The organism is Bacillus sp. DE0042 (genome assembly GCF_007680225.1).
In the GTDB taxonomy this organism is placed as follows: domain Bacteria; phylum Bacillota; class Bacilli; order Bacillales; family Bacillaceae_G; genus Bacillus_A; species Bacillus_A wiedmannii.
In genome coordinates this window covers 1,639,296-1,661,422 of the sequence record NZ_VEJP01000001.1, presented here as the reverse complement: position 1 = coordinate 1,661,422, position 22,127 = coordinate 1,639,296, and the positions used below count along the sequence as shown (strand labels likewise).

Annotated in this window: 23 protein-coding genes and 1 pseudogene; 17 read left to right on the top strand and 7 right to left on the bottom strand. The window is 35.4% G+C overall.

Translation table 11 applies throughout. The features are described 5' to 3' along the window. The 5 genes and pseudogenes from lplA to FS802_RS08315 form a co-directional block, all read left to right on the top strand. Positions 1-990: a lipoate--protein ligase gene (lplA, locus tag FS802_RS08335; protein WP_098654800.1), complete on the top strand. Its 990-nt coding sequence runs from the start codon at positions 1-3 to the stop codon at positions 988-990. Between the two features lie 173 nt (positions 991-1,163). Continuing rightward, positions 1,164-1,589, top strand: coding sequence for a hypothetical protein (locus tag FS802_RS08330; protein WP_098654801.1), 426 nt, complete (start codon positions 1,164-1,166; stop codon positions 1,587-1,589). 161 nt (positions 1,590-1,750) lie between these two features. Then, entirely contained in the window at positions 1,751-3,283 is a 1,533-nt protein-coding gene (locus FS802_RS08325; protein ID WP_098654802.1) for a fatty acid--CoA ligase family protein, read from the top strand. Positions 3,284-3,395: 112 nt separating this feature from the next. Next, complete coding sequence (locus FS802_RS08320) at positions 3,396-3,647, top strand: hypothetical protein (protein WP_144524962.1); 252 nt, start codon at positions 3,396-3,398, stop codon at positions 3,645-3,647. Between the two features lie 99 nt (positions 3,648-3,746). Next, a pseudogene (locus FS802_RS08315) lies at positions 3,747-3,947 on the top strand (S-layer homology domain-containing protein); the annotation flags it as partial. Positions 3,948-4,019: 72 nt separating this feature from the next. On the opposite strand, the gene FS802_RS08310 reads toward FS802_RS08315, so the two are convergent. Further along, complete coding sequence (locus tag FS802_RS08310; protein ID WP_098720269.1) at positions 4,020-4,565, bottom strand: TetR/AcrR family transcriptional regulator; 546 nt, start codon at positions 4,563-4,565, stop codon at positions 4,020-4,022. Positions 4,566-4,733: 168 nt separating this feature from the next. Here FS802_RS08310 and FS802_RS08305 point away from each other — a divergent pair, with 168 nt between their 5' ends. Both FS802_RS08305 and FS802_RS08300 read left to right on the top strand, forming a co-directional pair. Continuing rightward, positions 4,734-5,651 (top strand): alpha/beta hydrolase, encoded by a 918-nt coding sequence (locus tag FS802_RS08305; RefSeq protein WP_098720268.1) that lies wholly within the window; start codon positions 4,734-4,736, stop codon positions 5,649-5,651. A 146-nt stretch (positions 5,652-5,797) separates the two neighbouring features. Next, a complete protein-coding gene (locus tag FS802_RS08300; protein WP_098720267.1) occupies positions 5,798-6,904 on the top strand; it encodes a metallophosphoesterase in 1,107 nt (368 codons plus the stop codon). Between the two features lie 138 nt (positions 6,905-7,042). On the opposite strand, the gene FS802_RS08295 is transcribed toward FS802_RS08300, so the two are convergent. After that, positions 7,043-7,933 (bottom strand): CPBP family intramembrane glutamic endopeptidase, encoded by an 891-nt coding sequence (locus tag FS802_RS08295; protein WP_098654824.1) that lies wholly within the window; start codon positions 7,931-7,933, stop codon positions 7,043-7,045. 181 nt (positions 7,934-8,114) lie between these two features. Further along, positions 8,115-8,468, bottom strand: coding sequence for a DUF5412 family protein (locus FS802_RS08290; RefSeq protein WP_098654806.1), 354 nt, complete (start codon positions 8,466-8,468; stop codon positions 8,115-8,117). Between the two features lie 326 nt (positions 8,469-8,794). Here FS802_RS08290 and FS802_RS08285 point away from each other — a divergent pair, with 326 nt between their 5' ends. After that, complete coding sequence (locus tag FS802_RS08285; protein WP_098654807.1) at positions 8,795-9,772, top strand: HD domain-containing protein; 978 nt, start codon at positions 8,795-8,797, stop codon at positions 9,770-9,772. Positions 9,773-9,804: 32 nt separating this feature from the next. On the opposite strand, the gene FS802_RS08280 is transcribed toward FS802_RS08285, so the two are convergent. Both FS802_RS08280 and FS802_RS08275 read right to left on the bottom strand, forming a co-directional pair. Beyond that, entirely contained in the window at positions 9,805-10,923 is a 1,119-nt protein-coding gene (locus FS802_RS08280; RefSeq protein ID WP_098654808.1) for an anti-sigma factor, read from the bottom strand. Positions 10,924-10,928: 5 nt separating this feature from the next. Next, positions 10,929-11,414, bottom strand: a complete 486-nt coding sequence (locus FS802_RS08275; RefSeq protein WP_098720265.1) for an RNA polymerase sigma factor — start codon at positions 11,412-11,414, stop codon at positions 10,929-10,931. A gap of 137 nt (positions 11,415-11,551) precedes the next feature. Here FS802_RS08275 and FS802_RS08270 point away from each other — a divergent pair, with 137 nt between their 5' ends. Next, on the top strand, positions 11,552-12,454 hold the full coding sequence (locus tag FS802_RS08270) for an AraC family transcriptional regulator (protein ID WP_046956984.1): 903 nt from the start codon (positions 11,552-11,554) through the stop codon (positions 12,452-12,454). A gap of 158 nt (positions 12,455-12,612) precedes the next feature. Here FS802_RS08270 and FS802_RS08265 read toward each other — a convergent pair whose 3' ends face one another. Then, a complete protein-coding gene (locus FS802_RS08265) occupies positions 12,613-14,355 on the bottom strand; it encodes a sensor histidine kinase (protein ID WP_144524960.1) in 1,743 nt (580 codons plus the stop codon). Positions 14,356-14,364: 9 nt separating this feature from the next. Next, positions 14,365-15,069: a response regulator transcription factor gene (locus tag FS802_RS08260; RefSeq protein WP_098654811.1), complete on the bottom strand. Its 705-nt coding sequence runs from the start codon at positions 15,067-15,069 to the stop codon at positions 14,365-14,367. A 134-nt stretch (positions 15,070-15,203) separates the two neighbouring features. Here FS802_RS08260 and FS802_RS08255 point away from each other — a divergent pair, with 134 nt between their 5' ends. The 8 genes from FS802_RS08255 (at position 15,204) to FS802_RS08220 (ending at position 22,107) form a co-directional block, all read left to right on the top strand. After that, a complete protein-coding gene (locus FS802_RS08255; protein ID WP_098654812.1) occupies positions 15,204-16,058 on the top strand; it encodes a CPBP family intramembrane glutamic endopeptidase in 855 nt (284 codons plus the stop codon). A gap of 1 nt (position 16,059) precedes the next feature. Next, entirely contained in the window at positions 16,060-16,416 is a 357-nt protein-coding gene (locus FS802_RS08250; protein ID WP_141545987.1) for a hypothetical protein, read from the top strand. Positions 16,417-16,447: 31 nt separating this feature from the next. Continuing rightward, positions 16,448-16,747 carry a hypothetical protein gene (locus tag FS802_RS08245; protein WP_098654813.1) on the top strand — a complete coding sequence of 100 codons (300 nt, stop codon included), beginning with the start codon at positions 16,448-16,450 and terminating at the stop codon, positions 16,745-16,747. An 11-nt stretch (positions 16,748-16,758) separates the two neighbouring features. Further along, positions 16,759-16,947, top strand: a complete 189-nt coding sequence (locus tag FS802_RS08240; protein WP_000949426.1) for a hypothetical protein — start codon at positions 16,759-16,761, stop codon at positions 16,945-16,947. Positions 16,948-17,081: 134 nt separating this feature from the next. Continuing rightward, the gene (locus tag FS802_RS08235) at positions 17,082-18,350 is read left to right on the top strand and encodes a M48 family metallopeptidase (protein ID WP_141545988.1); all 1,269 of its coding nucleotides are present in this window, start codon (positions 17,082-17,084) and stop codon (positions 18,348-18,350) included. A gap of 137 nt (positions 18,351-18,487) precedes the next feature. Continuing rightward, positions 18,488-20,215: a methyl-accepting chemotaxis protein gene (locus FS802_RS08230; RefSeq protein WP_098654815.1), complete on the top strand. Its 1,728-nt coding sequence runs from the start codon at positions 18,488-18,490 to the stop codon at positions 20,213-20,215. A gap of 212 nt (positions 20,216-20,427) precedes the next feature. Next, on the top strand, positions 20,428-21,330 hold the full coding sequence (locus tag FS802_RS08225; protein WP_098654816.1) for a DMT family transporter: 903 nt from the start codon (positions 20,428-20,430) through the stop codon (positions 21,328-21,330). A gap of 120 nt (positions 21,331-21,450) precedes the next feature. Then, positions 21,451-22,107 (top strand): S-layer homology domain-containing protein, encoded by a 657-nt coding sequence (locus tag FS802_RS08220; protein ID WP_016088938.1) that lies wholly within the window; start codon positions 21,451-21,453, stop codon positions 22,105-22,107. Positions 22,108-22,127: the final 20 nt, after the last annotated feature.

Below are 22,127 nucleotides of genomic sequence, written 5' to 3'. Positions count from 1 at the left end.
ATGTTATTTATTGATAATAAAGGGATTACAGATCCTAGAATAAACTTAGCAATTGAAGAATATTGTGTGAAGAATTTAGATATTAACGAAACATATTTACTGTTCTACATTAACAAACCTTCGATTATCATTGGTAAAAACCAAAACACAGTAGAAGAAATTAATGCAGATTACGTAAAAGAACAAGGAATTCATGTCGTTCGTCGTCTATCAGGCGGAGGCGCAGTATATCATGATTTAGGAAACTTAAACTTCAGCTTTATTACGAAAGATGATGGAGACAGTTTCAGCAACTTCAAAAAATTCACAGAACCTGTAACGAAAGCGCTTGGTAAATTAGGTGTAAATGCAGAACTAAGTGGTCGTAACGACATTTTAGCTGAAGGCAGAAAAATTTCAGGTAACGCGCAGTTCTCAACGAAAGGTCGTATGTTCAGTCACGGTACGTTACTATTTGATTCTGAAATCGATCACGTCGTATCAGCGTTAAAAGTAAAAATGGATAAGATTCAATCAAAAGGCATTAAATCAATCCGTAGCCGCGTTGCGAACATTACAGAATTCTTAAACGAAAAAATGACGACAGAAGAGTTTAGACAACTTCTTCTAGAAACAATTTTCGAAGGGGAAACAGAAATTCCAACGTATGAATTAACAGAAAATGATTGGAAAGAGATCCATAAACTTTCTGAAGAACGTTACCAAAATTGGGACTGGAACTACGGAAAATCTCCGAAGTTCAACTTACAACATTCACACCGCTTCCCAGTTGGACAAGTTGACGTTCGTCTTGAAGTGAGAAAAGGAACAGTAACAGAATGTAAAATTTACGGTGACTTCTTCGGATCACTAGATGTGCATGACATTGAAGAGCGTCTAACAGGCGTACAGTTTGATAAAGATGCATTCACTGTAGCTTTAGAAGGTGTAGATATCGCACGTTACTTCGGTAATATTACAACAGAAGATTTCTTACATTTATTCTTCTAAAAATAAGGGAGGCTGCCGTAACTGGCAGCCTCTTTCTTTTTGCGTAGATTGTCACGTTTTGTCGGTAAATCGATATATTCAAAAAAACATCGATATAATTTCATTCACCATAAAATCACAGGACATTTGCCCCTCGTAAAGGAATATATATATTCAAAAGGAGGCGGATCGAAATGAAAAGGGTAATGTACGTCGTATTATTGCTCAGCTTTGTCATCGGAATGACAGCTTGTAACGATGAAACGTCCTCAAGTCGAACACTTTTATCTATTGGAAAGCCTGCGAAGGATAATGTCATATATTTTACGCATACAGATAACAAACGAAAGATAGATGATATACAAACTATGTTTAAAAATAAGAAATGGAAAAGGAATGAAACGTTTAGCACTGTGAATAAAACACCAGATCTTGTCTTTTCGATAGATGACAATAAAGGGTTACCGACATTGTATGTTACATTGTTCTTTCATGAAAATGGAGCGGATGCAATCAACTTGTATGGAGAGCATACGAGCTTGAATAAAGAGGAACTAGAAAAACTTAGTGAAAAGATGAGTGCATATTATCCTGAAATGATTTTAGCCTTAGTTTCATAATGTGTAGGTGAATAGAATTCCCTTATCTTTCCAAAGTGAATCAACAGGAGGTGATCGTTGTATATGCAGTTAATGGAATATCACTTGCTACTTTAATTTTCTTTTAATATAATTAATTTAGAATTTTTAAATATTCTAAATTTTATAAAGGTGGGGTTTGTGTGAATCTCGTTCAATCTTTGGCTGAAACGGCGAAAAAGAAGGGGGATAAACCGGCTTATATATTTATGGATCAGTCGGTCTCGTATGACCAATTAAACAAAATGGTCACAAGGTTTTCTAGCAATTTAGCAGAAATGGGCATTGGAAAAGGGGACAATGTCGCATTAGTTGTTGGAAACTCACCACATTTTTTGGTCGGTTTATACGGAACAATGAAAGCTGGAGCAACTGTCATTCCAGTTAATCCAATTTATACAGCAGACGAAATGCATTATATTTTACAAAATGGAGATGTAAAAACAATCATCGTACTCGACGTCCTTCTACCTGTTATACAATCTCTTACAACAAGACTTCCTTCACTTGAAAATATCATCATATGCGAAACCTCATCAGATTTTAACCATACAGAAACCGAAAAAATGAAAACGTTTACGAGAATGATAGGGGCTGGAGATTTAACTTACGAAGGCCCAGAACTAGATGAAGAAGATGTAGCGGTTATTCTATACACTTCAGGCACGACTGGAAAACCAAAAGGTGCGATGTTAACACATAAAAATTTATATAGTAATGCGAGCGATGTGGCGTCGTATTTACAATATACGGCTGATGATCGCGTCGTTGCGGCACTGCCGATGTTCCATGTATTTTGCTTAACAGTGGCGGTCAATGCGCCAATTGTGAACGGGGCAACTATTTTAATGTTACCGAAATTTAGCCCGAAAGAAGTATTCCGTATTTGTCGCACGTACGAACCAACGATTTTTGCTGGTGTGCCGACAATGTACAATTATTTATATTTATTTGAAGAAGCAAGCGCAGAAGATGTGAAGACGCTTCGCCTTTGTATTTCAGGTGGTGCGTCAATGCCAGTTGCTCTTCTGCAAAACTTTGAAAAACGTTTTGACGTAATCGTTTCAGAAGGATACGGTTTATCAGAAGCATCACCAGTTACTTGTTTTAACCCATTAGATCGTCCGCGTAAACCTGGGTCGATCGGTACAAATATTTGGCATGTAGAAAATAAAATTGTGAACGAACTTGGGGAAGAAGTACCTGTTGGCGCAGTCGGTGAATTAATTGTTCGCGGGCCTAACGTTATGAAAGGATATTATAACGCGCCAGAAGATACAGCAGCGACATTAAAGGACGGCTGGTTGTATACAGGAGACTTAGCGAAAAGGGATGAAGAAGGTTACTTCTATATCGTTGATCGTAAAAAGGATATCGTCCTAGTTGGCGGTTATAACGTATACCCTCGTGAAGTAGAGGAAGTGTTATATACACACGAATCCGTAGCAGAAGTTGTCGTAATCGGTGTTCCTGATGAAAACTTAGGAGAAGCAGTGCGAGCTTACGTCGTTCTGAAACAAGCTAACGTAACAGAAGAAGAACTTATGCATTATTGCACGTTACATTTAGCAAAATATAAAGTGCCAATGAGTATCGAATTTTTAACAGAATTGCCGAAGAATACGACGGGTAAATTGTTAAGAAGAGCGTTAAAAGAAAAAGCGATGCAAGTTTAAAAATGGGGGCAACCATCTTTACGAAGGTGGTTGCCTTTATATTTTTTAGAATTGGTTAAGCTATAGCCCCATATATTTAAACCGTAATATGACTAATAAGGAGGAGATATACGTGGAGAAAAAGGAATTACGTTTACGGAGAGTTCAATACCTTATTTGTGACATTATGGATGAAATGAACGTTGAAAGTGAGAAGAAAAACTTAGAAATACTGCCGCAAGTAATCGATCATCTTTCAGGTGCGATAGGTGATTTAGTCGATCCATCAAGCTCGTATTCTATCGATTATTTAGAACGGAAAGTTCATACGGCACATTATTTACTGTTTAAAAATGAGCGAAAGGCGTATTTGTGTAGGAAATGATATTTTTTGTGCTTTATTGATAATTATTATCAATAAAGTGGTTGTGTTGCGTATATTCATATAAAAGTAGCTGATACATACGATGTTATTTTTAAAACTTATAAAGAGCAAACAAATGAAAATATGAAACTACCAAAAGAATTTGCTGACTTAAACAATCATTGGGGTGCGAAGTATGCCAATATTTTAATCCAAGAAAACATTTCAGTTGGAACAGATAATGGCGGGGCTCCAGATAAAGCGGTAAGCCGCGCGGAAGCAGCACAATTTATTGCGAAGACGGATAAGTTGAAGAAATAAATTAAAACGTATACTAGATTTAGCATAAATAAAAAAGGAAAATTTGAACTTCAAATTTTCCTTTTTGCATTGTTATATATTCCTCCTCATCAACTCCCCAACTTGCGTCGCAACATACTCAACATCATTATCAATCTCATCCAACACGTAAGATTCTAGAATGCCCATGACAGCTGTTCCTAAAAATTTTAAAACGATGTGTTTATCAATGTTTTTATTTACTGACGTATTCGTGTTTAGTTTTTTCTCTAGTTCCCCCATGATGAACGTTAGGAACTTCTTTTGAAATAATAATGTGCTGTTGCTTCTAAATAACGCTGCGAAAAATGGTTTATGTTCTTTGAAGTATTCAAACCATATGACAGTTCCTTCTATATAGCCTTTTGTTTGTTTTATATCGCATATTTCTCTTAATTGATTTAAATGATCGTCCACAATTTTGTCTAATAAATTGTATTTATCTAGGTAGTGTAGGTAGAAAGTTTTTCTTCCGATGTTTGCTTTTTCTGTAATGTTTTTTACTGTAATTTCGTCAAAGCCATCTTCAATTAACATTTCGATAAATGCGGATTGAATGGCGTTTTGTGATTTTATAATTCTTCTATCGATTTTCTCCATATGATGTTCCTCCGTTATTGATACACATATTTCTTTATGTGTGTATTATCGCCCAAATGTGTAAATGTGGTCATTGAAACAAGTGGTTGCTCGCTTTATTATAAATATACACGTGAGTATTAACTCTCACAAGTGTAAATTGAAAATAAAGTAAGGGTGGTTTTATATATGGCAGTTACGAAGAAAAGTGTACGTTTTTATGCAAGAGGGTTACAAGTTGCAGGTATTATAAATATCCCTGTAGGTGCGGAGGAAAAGAAACAAAATGCAGCGATTGTTTGTGTGCATCCAGGTAGTAGCTGTAAAGATCAAACAGCAGGATTGTATGCGGAGAAGTTAGCAGAACAAGGTTATGTAACGCTTGCGTTTGATGCATCGTATCAAGGTGAAAGTGAAGGTGCACCGAGATATATTGAAGAACCAGCTGCGCGCGTTGAAGATATTCGCTCAGCGGTAGATTATGTAACTACTCTTCCTTATGTAGATGAAGAACGTATCGGTGTGTTAGGTGTTTGTGCGGGCGGAGGATATGCAGTAAGTGCTGCAATGACAGAGCGCCGTATTAAAGCAGTTGGCACGGTTGTTGGTGCAAATATCGGCCGATTAAATCGTGAAGCTGATCCGATTGGGGTGTTAGAGGCGATTGGTAAACAACGTACTGCTGAAGCACGCGGAGCAGAGGCGATGATTACGAACTGGATTCCTAAAAATCAGGAGGAATTAAAGGCAGCAAGTATGACGGATATAGATATTGTAGAAGCAGTTGAGTACTATACAACACCGCGAGGGCAAAGTGTTAACTCTCCAAATAAGTTAAACTTTACGAGCATGGGATCGGTAATTGGTTTTGATGCGTTCCATTTAGCAGACACGTTATTAACACAGCCGTTGCAAATTATTGTTGGCAGCAAGCAAGGTGCATTCGGTTCTTATAAAGATGGTCATGAGCTTTATGAGAAAGCAGCATCAGAGAAAAAAGATTTACTTGTTGTGAAAGGTGCGAGTCATTACGATTTATACGACCAACCAGAACCAGTAAAAATTGCAGTTGAAAAATTAACAAGTTTCTATAACGAAAATCTGTAAAAGTAATTTTGTTTTGAATTGCACCTCTAATTGTTAGATTTGCATCTAGCAGTTAGAGGTTTTTATTGTAAAGATTGCTGTGCTTAATATTTACGTTAAACGTGCATAACAAGATATAATAGAAGAAATCAAGAAGGAGGCTATCTGTGAAGAATTTTCGTTATTTCAATATATTTACTATTTTAATTGTATACACACTACTCATGTTTTACATCGGCTGGAACGGTTGGGTTTGGCTCAGTGCGGTGTTTGGCTGGGAATCTTGGGGATATTACGCTTTCGTAGTCGGTTTTATTTCATATGCGTACATTCTCGTGCAAGTGTTTAAGTTCTTGCCATTTCTACGAACGATAGGTTCAATTTGGTTTGCGGTCATACAATATGCGCTTATGTTATTGCCGTTAGCAAATATTACGGTCTTTCTTTTACAGTTTTCAGTGGAGAAAGATGCGGCAATTATTTGGACAGGAACGGCCGTGTTACTTGCGTTTATCTTTATTTTTGCATATGGGGTATTCAACGCATATAGCCCAGTAGTTAGAAAGTACGAGGTGCACATACCGAAAAAAGTAGAGGGACGTAAAAGCTTACGCATTGCGATGGCTTCTGATATGCATTTCGGTAAATTATCTGGCGTTTCGCATTTAAAAAGACTTGTCCGTCATGTAAATGAGATGGAGCCTGATATTATTTTACTGCCAGGTGATATTATCGATGATCATCCAGGTGTGTTCATTCAAAAAAATATGGGGCCAATTATGAAACAAATGAAAGCTCCACTAGGCGTATATGGTGTGTTAGGAAACCACGAATATTACGGGCGAGCAGTTCCAGAATTTTTACAAGAGATGGATAAGATTGATATTCGTATTCTGTTAGATGAAGTGATTACAATTGAAGATCATTTTTATATCGTTGGAAGAAGAGATAAAACAGAGCGAGATCGCCAAAGTTTTGAAAGTTTAATGAGTACGGTAGATAAATCCATGCCAGTCATCGCAATGGATCACCAACCATTTGAGTTGAAACAAGCAGCGGATGCTGGCGTGGATTTACTATTATCCGGTCACACGCACCGCGGACAAATGGCGCCGAATCATATTGTAACGAGAAGAATGTACGAATTAGACTGGGGATACGCACAAAAAGGTGCATTCCACGCGATTGTTTCTTCTGGTTTCGGATTCTGGGGACCACCGCTTCGACTTGGAAGTAGATCTGAGATTGTGCAGGTGGAAGTTACGTTTGAATAGTGTTATAAAATTTTATTTAGAAGTAGAATCACACACGCATTAAGCTGAAAATTTCATCCGTTACTAGGATTTGAATTGGAAAAAAGGATTATACATGACTAATATGTATAATCCTTTTTTGTTTCGCAATCGCGCCCGTTACGTGAATGAAATTTCAATTAGTTGTAGTGGATGTGCATTAATTAGTCCATGGACAATAATAATTGCCCATACTTTACGATAACGTGCCCACAAATATCCGAGGAATAGACCTACGATACCATGGTTCACAATAACCGTAGCGGTATCAATATCCCAATGACCAGAGCCGTGTAATGCGATATGCCAGCTCGCCCATAACAATGATGTAAGAAGGATAGCCGGCCAAGTACCTAGTAATAATTCCAAACGTGTTTGCAACCAAACCCTATAAAAAAACTCTTCAAGTACACTATTTATAAGAAATCCTACAAGTAAAATTAATATTAATACCGTGGGTTCCATTCTAGCTGAAACAAAAGGTGTAGAGAATGTAGAAAAGAAGTTGAAGTAACCCCAGATTATAATGACAATAAGTGGTGTAAAACGATACCATCTATTATTCTCTATTGCTTTTACAGATTTTGGTCGTTCTTTTTTGGAGTTACTTTTATAAAACAAAAGAAGCATAAATGGGGTGAATAATAATAAAATAATTTTAAATATCATAAACCAAAATTGTAATTCCATTCCTTCAAAGTTCGTGGTGAGAAGACTAATTGTGAAGAGGGATCCGCTCAAGAACAAGACGATAGCTTGAATCATGATGCGCTTTGGTTCAAACTGTTGAAGAGGATTATAGTTTTTATGATGAAACGGTAAGAAACGGACAAGGAGTATACCGACCATAACAGGGATCCACTTGTTCCAAAAAGGCATTGTGCCCTTATGATCTCCACTATAACGAATATTTGTTTCCCCAGTCCATATAAGCCATAGAGATGAAAGCAAAATGAGAAGTACACATAATCCACCAATTAACTTCCCCATTTTTGGAAAATAACTGTCCATAGATTCCCAACCTTTCGTACTATAACTGTAAACTGCTTTACCTTTAACTCCATTCATTGCCTTACATCTATCAGTATTTAGGCAATATGATTAAATAGATTTGAATATTTTTCAAGGAAGTAATTTTATAAAGCATTGTACGTTAAAAAACGCTTCTCTAGTATTGAGTACGATTGTAAAACTAGTTTTTTCTAAAATCATACGTGTCCGTCTCTACATGTAATTTATGTTTATTAATCATCACTGTATGATCGTCTAACCATTGTACAGTTGCATCTCCTTCACGATAATTCCAGTATAGATTTTTCGTGTTCATAAATTTTTTATTATTTGCTACAAGCTCTCCTCTTATAGCAAAGCTAGTCGTTGCGCCGCCATTATGCCTGTATATATGTAAAGTATACGTTTTATCTGGTGAGTGGATAGATTGAATCTTTTCACCACCTGAAAGCCCAGATAAAGTGAAGAATTTCCAATATCCTAAACTAATTAATACAATAATGATGAATAGAATGGTGAAGAAAATTTTTCTTATGTTTCCCCTCTTTCCCTTAATAGCTATACCTGTATTAAATCAAAATAGAATAAAACTGGCAATGTTATCCTTTTTCTTGCCTGAATATGTACGTTTTTATTTCTAGCGTCCTGTTCACGATTTGGAATGAAAGTCCCCATATTTTTCAATAAAAAAAGGCTCCATATAAGGAGCACTCAATAAAAAATGAATTAAAAGAAATAACAGAAATAACAGACATGTATAATATATAATATCAATATATTTAGATCTATAATATATATTGATATCGATTTTATAAAAAAGGTACGATTAGAAGACTCTGCTGAAATAAAGGGGGATTATAAGTGGTTATATCAGATGTTATTTACGGTGAGTTTAAAGTGGATCAAGTAGTAGAAGAATTAATTTTAAGTAAGTCTGTGCAAAGATTAAAAGGTATTCATCAAAATGGCGCAAGCTACTTAATAAATGAGAAATGGAATGTAACACGCTTTGATCATTCAGTTGGTGTTATGTTGTTAGTGAAAAAACTAGGTGGTTCAGTAGAAGAGCAAATTGCAGGTTTACTGCATGACGTATCACATACTGCTTTTTCACACGTGATTGATTACGTTTTTCATAATGAGGGTGAAAGTTATCATGAAGAGATATTTAGTTCTGTCGTGAAAAACTCAGAAATTCCAGCGATTCTTTCAAAGTATGGTTATAACTATGAGGACATTTTATTAGATGATTCGAAGTGGACGTTACTGGAAAGGTCAGCACCAGAATTATGTGCAGACAGAGTGGATTATACGTTACGAGATATGTATACATATGGGTATATTTCTTTAGAAGAAGTTCACAGTTTTTTAGAAGATGTCATCGCAGTAGAGGGGAAAATGGTTCTTCAAAGTGTCGAAATGGCAGAGTGGTTTACAGAAACGTATTACAAAGAAGTAATCGATTTCTTTATGAAACCAATGAATATTTACGGAAATGATATGTTAGCGAAAACGTTAAAGTTAGCTCTTCATAAAAGGATTATTCATGCAGATGATTTTCTTCTTGAAGATGATGAGCTAATTTCGAAATTGCAGCAATGTAGTGATCCAGAAGTACATGCTTTATTAAGAAAAGTTCATCCGAATGTAAAAGTAAAAGAAGATAGAAACGATTATGATTTGTATCAGAAAAATAAAGTCCGACTCATTGATCCTCCATTACTTCGTGAAGGTGAAGTTGTTTCATCGTCTGTCGTATCAGAAAACATAAGACAGATGAGCGAAATTGCTTATGAAAAAGCGGTGAGAGGGATGTATGTGAAAGTGATTTCGGATTAAAAAAGGAGAGCATCTCGCCCTCCTTTTTCTCATTAATAATCAAACCAATTCCAAACCTCGATATCCCCAAGAGTCGCATAACGAATATGAGGTGAGTTTTGTAATTTTAATAACTCTTTTGACGGGCCAGTAATGACCATTCCGTATACTTTGACACCGTTATCTTTTACATACTGATAACGCTTATCTAAGTTCAGCTCTTTTTCATAAGTCCGAGTAGCTTCACTCACAGTTTTTTTATGTTCAGAAAGAATGCGCATCATTTCGATTACTTTATCTTCATTTGTCTTCGGTCGTTCTGCTTCACTATCAGGAAGATCTATATGTTCTCGAAATCCGATAACCTCTCCGCTATGCAAGATAAAATCGTCTTCATTTATTCTTTCTTGTCCTGTGTCTAAAGCGTACCATAAAGGAGTTGGCGGCATTTCTTGTGCTTCAAATGCGCTATATAGAATTGATTCGACTTCTTGTAAAGTGTAAGCTTTATCGAAAGATATCGCTACTTCTGCAACGGTCCCCTCATGTATCTTTCCAAGTGTATCCCAAACTTTTTTAGATGATTCTTTCAAAGAAGCTTCTTCCTTGATTTTTGGATGAACAAAGGAAAGTTTTTTTGAATAGGCTCTGTTTGCCCAAGGTTGATTTGTGATAGCTACAGATGATAAGAAACTACGCGTTGTTACTGTCCCGATTGGAAATTCTTTTTTGCCGACCGTTTTAAATAAATTCATTTCATTTTCTGTACGAAAAAAGGGTTTAACCTTCGTACTTCCTCCAGCGGAACGACTATTTGGCATTGTCGCTTCTAGAGCGAGTGCTGGAATCTCATCTACTTCAGCTAATTTTTTCATATTATAGAAGTAAAAAGAAGATGAAAAATGACCAACAAAATAGATTGCTATACAAACAGCGAGGACAAAACTAACGGTTTGCCAACGCTGTTTCCATTTTATTTTCCAAAACGGGACTTTAAGATTTTGTGGTGGTAGTCTTTTCTTTATCGGTTCACTCTTCGAAAGCAACGCATCTAAGTAAACTTCACATTCTTCACATGTCTCAATATGACTTTCTAACTGCTCTTGTTCATCATGCGTGAGCGTTCCGTTTTCGTACTTCTCCCATAGTTTTTTAAACTCTGTACAACCCATCTCTATCACTCCTTTATGATTTTCGTTTCTTTTCGTCCCCGGTGTAATTCAATTTTCACTTTCGCTAGTGAGAGACCGGTCATTTCTGCTATTTCCTTATACGAGAATCCGTAGTAATCTCGTAGTAGTAATACATTTCTTCTTTCAAGGGGAAGAGAAGATAAACTGTCTAACCAACTAGCAATCTCGTGTTTTACGAAATAAGAGTGCTCTGTACTTGGTACGTTTGGTAAATGGAATTCTGTAATTGTCGTTGTTTTATATCTTTTTTCTTTTCGATACCAATCGATAAAGGCGTTGTAGGCAATTGTAAATAACCACGGCCTAATTTCTTCTCCTTTATAATAGTCAATATGGACGAGCATTCGGTAAAATGTTTCTTGCATGAGATCTTCCGCGTAGTGGGAATCTCCGGTTAGGGAGAGAAGATAGCGAAATAAATCTTGCATATGTTCGGAGTAAATTTCTTCTAATGATTGTTTGCGTTTCACTACATTTCCCTCCCTTCATACATAACAACGAAATACATATAAAAAAGTTACAATTTTTCATGAAATTATAGTAAAAAACGTCAAGAATTGGATAGGATTCTCTTTTATCATAATACATATAAGGCGGGTGAACAGAGATGGAAAGCTATGAGACACAAATTCAAAGGTCAATTGATTATATTGAAGAAGATGTAATGGAAAAACAGACGCTGCGTAATTTAGCGCGTATTGCAGGTTTTTCTGAGTCGCATTTTCATCGTGTATTTCAGGCGTTAGTAGGTGATACAGTAATGGAGTATGTTCGAAAGAGGAGGTTAGCCCGGGCAGCTTATCAACTTTCTCATACGGATGAAAAAGTTATTGATATTGCATTTGAGCATGGCTTTCAATCTCATGAAACGTTCACGAGAGCCTTTAAAAAAATATTTCAAATGACACCGAGTGAATATCGAAAACAAGAAATTGAAACACCGATGTATTACAGCGTGAATGTAAAGCAAAGAAAATTAAATCCGTATTTAGGAGGCATACAAATGGAATATCGTATTGTAAATAAACCAGAATTTTTAGTGGCGGGTTATGAGCTGAAGACGACAAGTAAAGAAGGGAAAAACCATCAAGACATCCCAGCATTTTGGCAAGAATATTTACAGAAAGATCTTGGAACGACAATTCCGAATCGTAAAGATACGAGCCAATGGGTAGAGCTTGGATTATGTACTGATTTTAATTTAGAAACAGGGGACTTCACTTATATAATTGGAATGGAAGTTACAGGATTTGAAAATGTACCAAATGGAGTTGCGAAGCGTACTTTCCCAGCAGCGACATATGCTGTATTTACAACGCCGAAAGTCCCTCATGAAGAAATGGTATCGTCTATTCACCAAACGTGGAATGCTGTATTCTCAGAATGGTTCCCGCATTCAGGATACGAACATTGCGGTGTTAATGAGTTTGAACTATACGATGAGCGTTCCCATGCAGATAAAAGTGAGTTCGCTCAAATTGAACTTTGGATACCGGTGAAGAAGAAGTAATAGAAAGAAAAGCGAGCCACTGAGTGGTTCGCTTTTTTCATATAGGTTGCTATATTTGATGATTTTTGTCGGTAAGTCGATATATCTTGAAAATCGCTGATATAATTTCATTTACCGCTGAACTCCGCAAAAAAAAAAGACGCCACTTAGCGTCTTTTCTACGAACGAAACGGAAACACAAGTATAATCGTTGTTCCTTTTCCTAGTTCGCTATCGATAGAAATCGTTCCGTTATGAGCATGAACGAGCTGTTTCGTAATGGCGAGGCCAAGCCCCGTTCCGATGTTGCTTTCTTCTGTATTTGTTCCTCTGTAATATCGCTCAAATAGAAGTTCTTTCGTTTTGTCATCCATTCCTTTTCCGTCATCTGAAATGGAGAGTGTGAATGAAGTAGCGTTTTGGGAAAGTTTTACGATTACATTTGTTGTTTCATTATTATGTTTTACAGCGTTTACGAGTAAGTTTTCGATAATACGCTGGAACCATTTTTCTTCAATGAAATATTGAATTTTATTTGAGCTCGGTACGAATTCAATATTTTGATTTTGAAGTGTCGGATTATTAATAAATTGCAATAATACTTTTTGGACGAATTGATTCATTTCAATGTTTACGTGCTGCGCAGGAAGACTGTTATTTTTTAATTGATACGTTAAGCTTAAGTCATCAATTAATGTAGTCATATATTGAGATTTCTCTTTCATAACGCTGCCGAACTGCTGGATGTCTTGATCGGTCCAGTTGTACTGCTTTGATTCTAGTAATAATGCGTAGCCATATATAGAGCTAAGTGGTGTTTTTAAGTCGTGTGTGAGACCGGTAATCCATTCCTCGCGTGTTTGTTGCAGTACTTGCCTCATCGCATCATTTTTTTTCAGTGTAATAGAAAGGTGATCTAGTGAACTTGTAACGTCTCGAAACAAGCGGAATGACCATTTTTCTTTACCAGATCGCCGGAACCTGACAGGCTTCCCTTTTTTACTAACGGGCTCTTCGTACTTTCCACCAGCGATATTTTTAAGCCAGCGCATCGCATGTAATAACGGTTTTCCAAATTTATTACCGTACCAAATAGAAAGAATGACTAAATAAACAAATACGATAAGAAGGATTAATCCGCATCCAATTAGAAACTTTTTAGTAAATACATCGTCTATTTCATCATCTGGGTAGTAGTGCTCATTTTTTGCAGTTATAACAAGAAGATGATTGCTATTTGTGTCGTAAAAGCTAGACGTGTTTTCTTTATGATTCCACGGTTCCTTTTCGTTAAGAGCAGCTTGTATGGCAGAAAACGTTTTTTTCTTTTCGTTTGGATAGGAGAATACTTCTTCGCCGCCACTATTAAAGATTTGAAGCGTTGCTTTTTCTTTAGAAAGTAACTGTTTTTCTTCTTCTGTTAATGTGAACGTATCCGTAGATACAGAAGGGTGTTCTTTCTGGATCGTTTTCAGTAATACAGTGCTTTTTACCGTACCGCCGTAAATAACAAGTACGTTCTTTTCTTCTAATTCAATTTCCCAATATGTAAATGTATAAGGGGTTTCTATATGATTCTGTATATACGAGAATAAAGATGTTTTCGTATAAGATGTTGGTACGTCGCTAGGTGTATTAAAGTGATAGAGAACTTTTCCGTCTTCCTCTACAACTTGAATCCAATCATTTTTCTCTTTAATTAAGTCTTTTACTTCAGCTTTTAACGAAATATCGCCATCTTCTGAAGAGATATATCTGGAAATCGTAAAATTATCAGAATCTGGAATGTTCGGTTCGTATGAAGTACTCGTAACAAGAAAAAATAGATAAGTGAAAGCCGCTACTACAGCAATCAGTAATGTAACTAAAACAAATACGTGTTGCAGAATAAACTGGATAATAAGTCGTTTATTAAAGTTCATATCGTCACCCTACTTTGTAATGAACTTATAGCCAAGTCCGCGAACAGTTTTTATATATTCTGGTTTACTTGGGTCTTGTTCAATTTTTTCACGTAGTTTTCGAATGTGGACCATAACGGTATTGTCATCGCCATTGTAGGCGGGTGCTCCCCAAACTTTTTCGTATATTTCTTCTTTCGAAAATACGTAGTTCGGATTCTCGCAAAAGAAGAGTAATAGCTGAAATAGCTGGGCGGAACATTCGACAACATGTCCACCTACTGTAAGCTCTGCGGAATATCGATCAATTTCAAATCTGCCAAACGAACTGGAGTGTGCTTTTTGTTCATTTGGTACTGCTTGTTTCATATGTCTTCGGAGTTGTGCTTTCATACGGGCTACTACTTCAAGTGGATTAAATGGCTTCGTAATATAATCATCTGCACCGTGTGAAAATCCAGATATTTTATCTACATCAGATGTTTTAGCTGTGAGGAAGAAGATAGGGCAATCTGTTTTTTGGCGAATGATTGGACAAATATCAAAACCAGATTGTCCAGGAAGCATGACATCTAAAATAATTAAATCGTAATCGTTTTGCTGCGTGAGAGATAACGCCATTTCAGCTGATGTTGCAGTTGTAATATGAGAAAAACCTTCTTTTTCAAGAATGGTAGTTAATAATTGTAAAATTGCTGTTTCATCATCAACGAGCAAAATATTTGCTTCATACATAAAAATCCCTCCTAATTTCCTCGAATATCATATCACCTTTCTGTAACTTATGGAATTTTTAAGGAAATTTTAAGGTTTTCTTTCGCAAAAAATTAAGAATCAAATGATATGATAAAAGTAACATAGGGGAGGAGATGAGTGTGAATCCGTTTCAAACGATGCGAGCTAGATATTTTTTAATTGTATTTGCACTATTAACTTTAGTTGCAAGAGTCAGTAATGAATTAATAGAAAATACATTTCATATGCAAAATTCTACTTTTATAAATATTCTTATATTCTACATCCTTCCGATTACATGGATTTTTTATGAGTATAGAAAACACCGTGTTTCCTTTTCATTATTTGTTAATAAAAATGAAACATTTAACCTGGTGCAAGTTTTATACATTGCGATTATGTTATGCGTATTTAGTTACGGGTATCTTATTTTGTACATGTATAGCTTTGCGTGGATTACACCGGAATTTATTATGAACGCATTACGTGAACCGATTATAGATAGTACAGGGGGCTATGTATATCAAGTTATTATAGTCGTATTCATCGCACCAATTATTGGTGAATTTGTTTTTCGCGGATTTTTACTGCAACGCTTTGCAGCAAAATGGGGAACGAGTATAGCGATCATTGTAGTAGCGATGTTGTTTGCGTTGCTACATGTTGATTTCCTAGGCGCAGTAGTATTTAGTGTTGTACTATCAATCGTATATATTCGTACAAATAGCTTACTCATGCCAATTGCTATTCACATGTTAAACAATGCATTTGTAATCGGTGCTTCTTTTCTAATAAATAAAGAAGAGATAATGAGTTTTGCAGATTTCTCAAATTATACGACGTTCTTTCCAGGACTTATTATTTTTATGACGGGATTAAACTTAGTACTCATCTTTTTATTTGTTAACCGCAAATATTGGAGTAAAGAAATGCCAGCTATATATGTAGAGCAAGAAAAGAGTTTTTCAGACGTAGTGGGGGATAAGTAAGATGAAGAAAACGTTTGAAAAAATATTGAAAGACATTATAGAATCTACGTCTCTTACAGATATGTGTGATAAAAGCGTTTGCCATTGGTTGCAACCTGTAGTAGATACGATTGTATTTCCAGAGTATTACTTATTTTCTAGTACTCATTTAAAAGAAAATATTATTTCTCTTCTTATTGTGTTAGGGGCTTTACTAATATTTGGTTTAATTGTAGAAGAAATGATGAAGCGCATCTTCAAAAAAAATGAAGAGAAGTATATGTGGGTTCATAAAGTATTCGAGAAAGTAATAGTGGCTTTCCTTTTGTTTTATAGTATGAAAACTATCATTTACTTTATAGCTTTGAAACATCATTAATTCGAAATTTGAAAGGGATGTATAAAATTATATGAATGAAACAATATCATCAAATAAGTTTTTTTATTTGATTTTGCTTAGTATTGTGCTGATCACGACAGTCAATGTTATTCTTCGCTGGGAGGAAGCTTATTTCTTTATGTATTTAGCACTCCATTTGTTAGGAATATTATGTATAAGCGGCGGAATAGTTGCTGAAAAAAAGAGTGAAGAAGGCATAAATTATATGTGTGTGACTGGTCTTATTTTACTTTTAGCAGTGCAAGGTATTATGAAATATAGTTCTTTTTCTTTACAAGATTTTAGTTTATTAGTGGATGTACTTCCTTAAGGAGACACGTTATGTTATCTAAAAAGCAACTAGGATACGTACTAGTTTTAATTGGATTTTTTACACTTATTGTAACGACGTTATTTTTTCAGGACTATGAATATATACGCTATATAAAAGGCGCTGGTTTAATATGTTGGGTTGTAAGTACGTTTCTTATCCCAGAGTATGAACCGAAGAAAGTGTCTAAAGGTAGGTAAAACTCTTCTTTTTGTAGAAGAGTTTTTTTATATAAATAAAAGGATCTCGAGCAATTCGCGTAATAAGCTTGTTCTAATTTAGCATGTACGAACTTACAATAATAATAGACAGGCAGCATAGAGGAGGGAATAGCGTGAGGAAGGTTATTGGGTGGTCGCTTTTTTTGTACGTTGGGTTTGCGTTGCTTATATATTGGTATTTATTTGGATGGAATCATGAACTGATTCCGGAAATATATAAAGGAACAAAGGCAGATCCAGAAACGTTTATGAATGCAAGGGAGCTTACGCTAAGCCAAGATTATTCGCGCGTGAAAAACTTACTGTACTTTTTAGCGACGCCTCTTGAATGGATTATTTTATTATTTGTACTTGTGCTCGGTGTTTCAAGAAAGTTTGAGAAATGGTCGAAGGAAACGACGAAAATAAGTGTCCTGCAAGTTGCGATTTATTTCTTTTATTTATCACTACTCACAACAGTTCTAGCCCTGCCGATGCAATGGATTAGCCGAAAAGTATCCGTTGATTATGGCATTTCAACGCAAAGTACACAAAGCTGGATAAAAGATCACGTTATCGGTTTTTGGGAGAGTTATGCGACGATGTTAATCGTAGTTACTGTTCTGTTATGGCTCATTCGTAAATTCCCTAAGAGATGGTGGCTAGCGGGATGGGCACTCTCTGTTCCATTTACAATCTTTTTAACATTCATACAGCCTGTCGTTATTGATCCACTGTATAACGACTTCTCGACGCTGAAAAATAAAGAATTAGAAACGAAAATTTTAGCGATAGCAGAAAAAGCTGACATTCCAGCTAAACATGTATATGAAGTAAATATGTCGGAAAAAACGAATGCATTAAATGCATATGTAACAGGAATTGGCCCTAACGCTCGTATTGTAATGTGGGATACAACGCTTAAGCAATTAAAAGATAAAGAGATTTTATTTATAATGGCCCATGAAATGGGGCATTATGTTATGAAACATATATATTGGGGCGTTGCGAGTTATGTGTTGCTATCGTTTATAGGGATGTATCTCATTAGCCGTATTATAAATATGTGTATTCGAAAATGGGGAGATACGCTGCAAATTTCAAAAGTAGCATGTTTTTCGATTTTACCTTTATTTTTCTTAATTTCTTCTGTACTCTCTTTTGCATCACAGCCAGCAACAAACTATGTTTCTCGTATAGAAGAACGAGCGGCAGATCAATATGCTTTAGACATGACGAAGGACGGGAAATCTGGTGTAAAAACGTTTCAATATTTATCAAAAACGAGTTTAAGCCAAGTAAATCCGCCTGCGTTAGTGAAGTTTTTCTTATACACACATCCACCGATTTTCGAAAGAATTCATACGTTTGAACAATATGAGAAACAAAGCAAAAAGAAGTAGCTATTATGCTACTTCTTTTTTTTATAGAGATATAAGTTCGATATTGGGAATATTTATCATTGCTTTTTATTGCGATTTTGTAAATAATAAGCTATAAAATTCTTAAAATCTATATATAAAGGAATAAAGGTGAAAAAATGTATTTTTTAAAAAATTTAAAAGTGAAATATAAATTATTATCGCTTATTTCATTAGCAGTATTGAGCATGGTAATTATGAGCTGCGTAGCAATTAATTCTATTAACAAGATTAAGCATGATACAGAGATTGTAGTCGATGATTATCAATATTCTGCAATTTTATTAGAAGGAATGCTTCGTACACAAAATTCACTAGAATATAACTTGCTAGAATTAATTACAGCGTCACAAAATGAGGGGACAAATAAAGAAGGTATTATTGGTAATATTGAAAAGGACCTTAAAAAATATGATTCTTTATTAAAAGAATATGATGATGGCTTCAATTTAAGTAAGCAAGAGGATGAACTATTTCAGAAGATGAAGAAATCTTTGCCAAGTTATATGGAGACATATAAGAAGTTATTTGATAAAGCGAAGGTAACAAATGAATCTCAAATGGTAAACGAATTTCATAAGGAATTAAAACCGAAGGGAGTAGAGTTAGCTGGCTATGCGGTGGATCTAGAATCATATGTTTCAAACTTAGCTGATCAAGTATTTAAAGATTCTCAAAAAATGATAGATCGTTCCGTTATTACTTTTATCATTCTTGTAGTAGTTACTACAGTCATTATATGTATAGTAAGTTATATTATTAGCAGGCTTATAGTTGCTCCTTTACAAACGGTTAGTCGTATGATGGAAAGAGCAAAAGAAGGGGATTTAACTGTACATGGTGAGTATAATGCTAAAGATGAATTAGGTGTATTAGTAAGTGATTTTAATGAGATGATTACAGGGCTAAGAACAAATATGAAAGAAGTAGAGAATAATATTCAGCTTTTATTCCAACATGCAGACGGAGTAGTATCTGCATCGGAAGTATCTAGTGGTGCAGCGAAGAAAATCACTATAGATATTGAAGAAGTTGCAAATGGCGCAGAGAGTCAAATGCAAGCAATGGAACAAACTGCGGGTGCGATGGAAGAGTTGACACAAGGAATGCAGAGTATAGTGAATACATCATCCTCTGTAAATGAATTGTCTGCTCAGTCAGCATTAGATGCAGAGAGTGGTAATAAGTTAATGAAACAAATGATTCAACAGATGGATATAATCCAAAATTCAGTACATAGCGGTGTTAAACAAGTAGAGACTATGAAAGAACAATCAGAAGAAATTGTTAAAATCATTGATGTTATGCAAGGTATTGCCTCTCAGATTAACTTATTAGCATTAAATGCCGCAATTGAGGCTGCCCGTGCTGGGGAAAGTGGTAGAGGGTTTGCAATTGTGGCAGATGAAGTGCGGAAATTAGCTGAACAATCTAGTAATTCTGCAAAACAAATTGAGAAGCTTATTACTCAAGTTATGGGAACAACGAGCCACACGGTACATATGATGGGTGCAGTAGATAATGAGGTACAGGCAGGTACACAAGTGGTAATACATACAGAAAAAGTATTTGGAAAAATTACAGAAAAAGTACAGCAAGTATCTGAGCAAATTCAAACTGTATCTATGTCAACAGATGAAATTGCAGCGAGTAGTGAAGAGATTTCTGCTTCTGCAGAAGACATGGCTCAAATTTCCCAAAGATCATCTGACCGAACTGATAGGGTAAAAGAGTCTATTCAACAGCAAGAAAAATCTGTTCAAGAGATCTCGGCTTCAATTGAACATATGCATAACGCAGCAGGAGAATTAAAACAAATAGTTGCCCAATTTACTCTTCAAAAGTAGTAGTATATTTAAGTTTTAATATAGAGAAATTCTTCTCAATGAATAAAAAGATCATCCTATGTAAAAAAGGATGATTTTTTTATGGGAGTTTTGTGAGGATGCTATTTTGTATATTCTAATTTTTTACAATTTTCCAATTCTAATATATAATAATACGTAATGTTTTGGAGATTTTTCGTTTGTAAAAGGTAGGTTATAGGAGGAGAGAAAGGGTGTTCAATAAAAAATCAATGCCAGCTATAAAAATGATCCTTTCGATGTCTATTTTCGGATCAATTGGATTTTTTTCTACTCAAACAGGTTTACCGTCTTTTGAATTAGTATTCGTTCGTTGCATTTGTGCGACTATATTTTTAGCATTATGTTGGCTCGTAACAGGACAGTATAAAAGTGAGAAATGGAATAAAAAAGAAGTAATGCAAATATTAGCATGCGGTGTATTTCTCGTTTTTAACTGGGTATTTCTATTTAAAGCGTTCGAAGCTATGTCAATTACAATTGCGATTTCAGTTTACCATCTTGCACCAATTATCGTATTAATGATTGGTAGTATTGTATTTAAAGAGAGACTTACAGTATTTGCGGTTATGTCCATTGTCATTTGTTTTATCGGTACAGTTTTAGTCGCTGGAGTAGACGGTAGTATGTCGTTAGAGAAATTAATGTCATCTGGAATGGTATGGGCACTTCTTGCAGCCTTATTTTATGCTTTTACCACTTTATTAGGAAAAGGAATTCAGCATACGAGTGCATATGCGATGACATTTTTACAAACATTTTTAGGTATATTTTTATTACTACCATTCGTAGACTTTGGAAAGTTTCAAGGGTTAACAGAGATGAACTGGATGATGATCACAGCAACAGGACTTATACATACGGGATTTGTATATTACTTATTTTTTGACAGTTTAAGAGGTTTATCGACGAGATTAATTTCGGTATTAGTGTTTTTAGATCCTGCGGTTGCAATATTATTAGATACAGTCTTTACCGGCTTTAGACCGACTAGTATGCAAGTAGTAGGGATTGTACTTATATTTGTAGGGATGGCGCTAACTTTTCGCAAGGGAACAGAGAAGGAATTGTCGGTAAAGGAAAGTGCTACTTCTTAATTTTAGAAGATATCATTTTCATTTCAATAAAAAGATATTGCTATTTATTTACATGTTTTATACAATAAATTAGTAAATAAAGGGAAAAAGAGAGAAAAGAAAAAAGGGTGGATGGACGTAATGAGACAGCACGTATTAAAAGGAATCACAGCGATGACTTTATTAAGTGGAGTATTTGTGAGTGCAAATAGTACTAGTGCAGAAGAATGGCCAGTGCATGAGCCAGAAATGATTGTATTTACTGATGTAGCCGAGGATCATTGGTCGAAGGATGCAATCTATGATTTAGCATACCATAAAATCATGGTTGGTTATGGAAATGGAACATTTGGTGCTAAAGATAATGTAACACGTGAGCAAGCGGCAGCTGTAATTGCTCATGCTCTTAAAATACCAAATAATCTAGAACTATTAGACAATCCATATACAGATATCAATGAAAGCACAACAAATTTTGCTTATGAAATTAAAGCATTAACGACTCGTCGAATTTTCGCAGGATACGAAAATAACACATTTCGTCCGAAGGATCCAGTAACTCGTGCACAGCTGGCACAAATTATTGTGAACGCCTATGAATTTAAAGTGAAACAGAAGCATACATTTACAGATGTACCAGATACCCATTGGGCAACAGATGCAATTAGTGCGTTGCAATCTAATGATGTTGTTAAAGGGATGGGTAATGGACAATATGAGCCGAATACTTTTGTAACACGTGAGCAATTTGCGGTGTTTTTAAAAAATGCAATGGTAATGAAAGCATTAAATAATTAATCTAGTTTACTATTTGTGCT